4 protein-coding genes and 1 pseudogene are annotated in these 3,580 nt (G+C 67.0%); 2 read left to right on the top strand and 3 right to left on the bottom strand.

The features are described 5' to 3' along the window. Window positions 1–268 (top strand): annotated as a pseudogene (locus tag AX735_RS25920) (bifunctional folylpolyglutamate synthase/dihydrofolate synthase); the annotation flags it as partial. A gap of 177 nt (window positions 269–445) precedes the next feature. On the opposite strand, the gene AX735_RS14600 reads toward AX735_RS25920, so the two are convergent. From AX735_RS14600 to AX735_RS14590, 3 genes are all read right to left on the bottom strand, one after another. Then, window positions 446–1,786, bottom strand: a complete 1,341-nt coding sequence (locus tag AX735_RS14600) for an AmpG family muropeptide MFS transporter (protein WP_066281796.1) — start codon at window positions 1,784–1,786, stop codon at window positions 446–448. An 82-nt stretch (window positions 1,787–1,868) separates the two neighbouring features. Next, window positions 1,869–2,651 carry a DUF1223 domain-containing protein gene (locus AX735_RS14595; RefSeq protein ID WP_171007826.1) on the bottom strand — a complete coding sequence of 261 codons (783 nt, stop codon included), beginning with the start codon at window positions 2,649–2,651 and terminating at the stop codon, window positions 1,869–1,871. Window positions 2,652–2,717: 66 nt separating this feature from the next. Beyond that, window positions 2,718–3,146, bottom strand: coding sequence for a response regulator (locus AX735_RS14590; RefSeq protein WP_066281793.1), 429 nt, complete (start codon window positions 3,144–3,146; stop codon window positions 2,718–2,720). A 98-nt stretch (window positions 3,147–3,244) separates the two neighbouring features. Between AX735_RS14590 and AX735_RS14585 the strand changes: the two genes are divergently transcribed. Further along, on the top strand, window positions 3,245–3,580 hold a 336-nt coding region (locus AX735_RS14585; RefSeq protein WP_446471824.1), incomplete at its 3' end, for a S4 domain-containing protein.

The raw sequence follows: 3,580 nt of genomic DNA, 5'->3' as shown, positions 1-3,580 counted from the left end.
GCTGAGCAACAAGCAGCCCGGCGCCCTGCTCGGGCCGTTGGAGGCGCACCTTGCCAGCGTCACCGCGCTGCCGGTTCCGGGGCACGAATGGCACGATGTCGATGCCTTCCAGCAATGCCTTACCTCGGGAATCGAGGTGCAAGCGGCGGCCGATGTGCACGCGGCGATGGCGCTGCTGGCGGAGCGCGAGCCAGCCCCGGTGCTGATCGCGGGATCGCTCTATCTCGCGGGGGAGGTGCTCAGAGCCAACGGGCAGGAGCCGGATTGATCGGCGATCAGCCAAATCTCAATCCGTTTGTCCCGAGCCCTTCGACTGGCTGGCAAGCCAGCCGCTCAGGATAAACTTCTCGGCAAAGCCGAGAAGTCGAGGGACGCTTGTCCGAACGGTAGCGCGTAGGTCCCTCGACTTCGCTCGGGACAAACGGCAGGGGTTTAGCGCCGGATTTTACTCCCCGCTCTCCTCGGTCCCCGCCGTGCCGAGCGAGCGATCGACCAGCCCGCTTGCCATCATCCACCAGAACAGCAGCACGCCGGGCAGCGCAGCGACGGTCGTAACAAGATAGAAATTGGTGAAACCCAGCGACTCGATCATCCCGCCAGCGAGCGTGCCGGTCAGGAAGCGCCCGGTAATACTCGCCGCCGCCGAAAGCAGCGCGAACTGGGTCGCGGTGAACTCGAGATTGCACAGCGCCGAGAGATAGGCGACCACGCACACCCCGCCGATGCCGCTGGCGAAATTCTCGAAACCCATCGCGCCCGCCATCGCCCAGGTGCTATGGCCAACCGTGGCGAGCCCGGCAAAGGCAAGGTTCGAAACGGCCATCAGGATCAGGCTGATCAACACCGAACGCTTCATGCCCAGCCGCGCATAGAGCATCCCACCGACGAAAATTCCCGCGAGCAGCGCCCAGAAGCCGAGGCCCACGTCATAGATGGCGAGCTCGTCATTGGTGAAGCCCAGATCCTCGAACAGCAGCCGCAGCGTGAGGTTGGCGAGCGTGTCGCCGATCTTGTGGACGAGGACGAACAGCAGCACGACCAGCGCGCCCTGGCGCTTGAAGAACTCGGCAAGCGGGCTGACATAGGCGATCGCGGCAGCGACCGGCCCCTTGAGCGGCTTGGGCTCCTGCCGCCGCGCGGGCTCGCCCATGACGAGGCCGGTGATCACCGCGAACAGTCCGAAGAACGAGACCGCGATATAGGCCGTGGTCCAATCGCTGCGCGCCGCGACGATCAACGCCACCGATCCGGCGAGCGCCGCGCCGATGCGCCAGCCATACTGGCTCATGCCCGATCCGACGCCAAGCTGGTGCGGTTCGAGCAGCTCGATGCGATAGGCGTCGATCACGATGTCGAAGGTCGCACCCGCGACCCCGACCAGGATCGCGGCGACCGCCACGCTGGCAATGTCCGCCTCCGGATCGGCGAGCCCCAGATTCATGATCGCGACCATCACCAGCACCGCGCAAAGGATCAGCCATGAGACACGCTGGCCCAGCCGTCCGAGCAGCGGCAGCTTCACCGCATCGATGATCGGGGCCCAGAGCCATTTGAAGTTATAGGCCAGAAAGGTGAGCGCAAAGGCGGTGACGGTCGATTTCTCGATTCCCGATTGCGCCAGCCGGGTGGAGAGCGTCGCCGCGATCATCGCAAAGGGAAAGCCCGAGGAGATGCCCAGGAACAGCGCGGCGAGCGGCGCGGCCTCGGTATAGGGGCGCAGGCCCACCGGCAGCGACGCGCGCCAGCCCGTTGCCTCGGGGGCGATCCCGGCGGTGTGTTCGGTCATTCAGCTTCCCTTCCCGTGTCCCGGGCAGGAAACTAGCGGCACCAGCGATTTACGCCAGAGGCTTTTGCGCGCGCTGGCCCGGTCAGATCACTGCCGAGCCGATCACCGGCCCGCCTGGCCCCTTGCGGACCAGCACCGCGTGCCGGTCCGCGCCGGTCACGCGGAGCAGGTCGAGGGTGATCGGAACGCGCAGCGCGCCGCCGCTCCAGCGCCCGAGAGCGCGCTCGGCCAGCACGACATTGGTATAATGCACCTTGCGCCCGCCATTCTCGCCCGCGCCGATGCTGACCGTGCGCCCGGACGCGAGAGCGACAAGCACCAGTTCGGCCTGTTGATCCTTGGGCCCATCGATCAGCACCTGCCTGCCGGTCCCATCGGCGGCGATGCGGACGCTCAATCCCGCTTTCCACCGCGCAGCCGCTGCGGTGGCGAGAAGGCTGCGGACCTTGGCTTCCTGCGATCCGACCGCCTGGGCCCGGCCGTCGACCACCAGCTGCGGGGTATAGATATTCGCGCCGGCAAAGGCCCTGTCGCCATATTGGCGCTGGAGCCGGGTGTTTTCCTCGCGGCCCAGGCTGTCCTTCCAGCCAAGCCGGTCCCAATAGGTGACCGGGCGGCTGATCACCAGCACGCCGGGATCGCGCGCCAGCCTGGCCGCCACCGCATCGGCGGGCGGACAGGACGAACAGCCCTGGCTGGTGAACAGTTCGGCCACGACGGGGCCGGCGGCGGTCTGCGCCAACGCGGCGGGCGCGGCGCTGTTCTGCGGACGGGTGGCCGCCTGCGACGTGTCGGCACGGCCTTCGACCAGCACGAAGGCGGTCAATGCGGCCAGCGCAGCCATCGGAATCCAGATTTTCAGCATTTGCATGTCCTCGCGCGCAACGATTGCGCTCCATGGCCGCGAGGTTCGACGGATGTCGGCGCGGGGTTACGCCGCCGAATAGAGGTTGAGCGGCTTGGGCATGGCCTTGGGCGTCTGGCCGCGGATCAGCAGGTCGACCGCGTGGATCGCCTTGACCAGCTCGGCAGCGCTGTAAGGCTTGATCAGACAGCCGATCGCATATTGTTTCGCATGGCCGGGGCACGTGCCGGTCGCGAACAGCACCGGGATGTCGCGCTCACTCGCCACGCGGGCGACTTCGACCCCGCTGCCACCGCGCGACAGGTTGACGTCCGCGAGCACCAGATGGATCGGCTCGCGCTCCAGCACTGCGATCGCCTCGGCCTCGGTATCGACGGTCGCGACCACGCGATAGCCCGCATCGACCACGCGCAGCTCGTTGTCGAACGCGACCAGCGGCTCGTCCTCGACGATCAGGATGGTTTCGATCGACCGGGTAAACCGCGAAAACAGCATGGAGGAACTTTCTGAACGGGCGGGCGGCGGGAAAGGCAAATACGCCGGGTGCAATTCTTGCGTTCCCGCGCGCCAGCTTCGACGTTATAGCAGCGCGCATGCCCCCCCGGAAACCGAAATTCGATCCGCTCGACGACAGCCCGTCGCCGCGCGCCGCACAACCCAAGGCCCGCACCTCCACGCTCGGCGAAGGCCAGCGTATCGCCAAGCTTCTCGCGCGCGCTGGCATCGCCTCGCGCCGCGAGATCGAGCGGATGATCGAGGGCGGTCGCGTCGCGCGCGATGGTGTCGCCATCACCACGCCCGCCACGGTGCTGACCAGCCTCAACGGCATCACCGTCGACGGCAAGCCGGTCAAGGAACCCGCACCCGCCAAATTGTGGCGCTTCCACAAGCCTGCCGGTCTGCTGACGGCAGAGCGCGACTTTACCGGG

The organism is Blastomonas sp. CCH1-A6, assembly GCF_001556365.1.
Taxonomy (GTDB): Bacteria; Pseudomonadota; Alphaproteobacteria; order Sphingomonadales; family Sphingomonadaceae; genus Blastomonas; species Blastomonas ursincola.
The sequence above is the reverse complement of the archived record's forward strand: the minus strand, read 5'-3'. Positions and strand labels throughout refer to the sequence as shown.

What these genes read in the sequence shown, in the direction of transcription:
- AX735_RS14595 (WP_171007826.1), bottom strand. Translation starts at nt 2,651, where the DNA reads ATGCTGAAAATCTGGATTCCGATGGCTGCGCTGGCCGCATTGACCGCC.
- AX735_RS14600 (WP_066281796.1), bottom strand. Translation starts at nt 1,786, where the DNA reads ATGACCGAACACACCGCCGGGATCGCCCCCGAGGCAACGGGCTGGCGC.
- AX735_RS14590 (WP_066281793.1), bottom strand. Translation starts at nt 3,146, where the DNA reads ATGCTGTTTTCGCGGTTTACCCGGTCGATCGAAACCATCCTGATCGTC.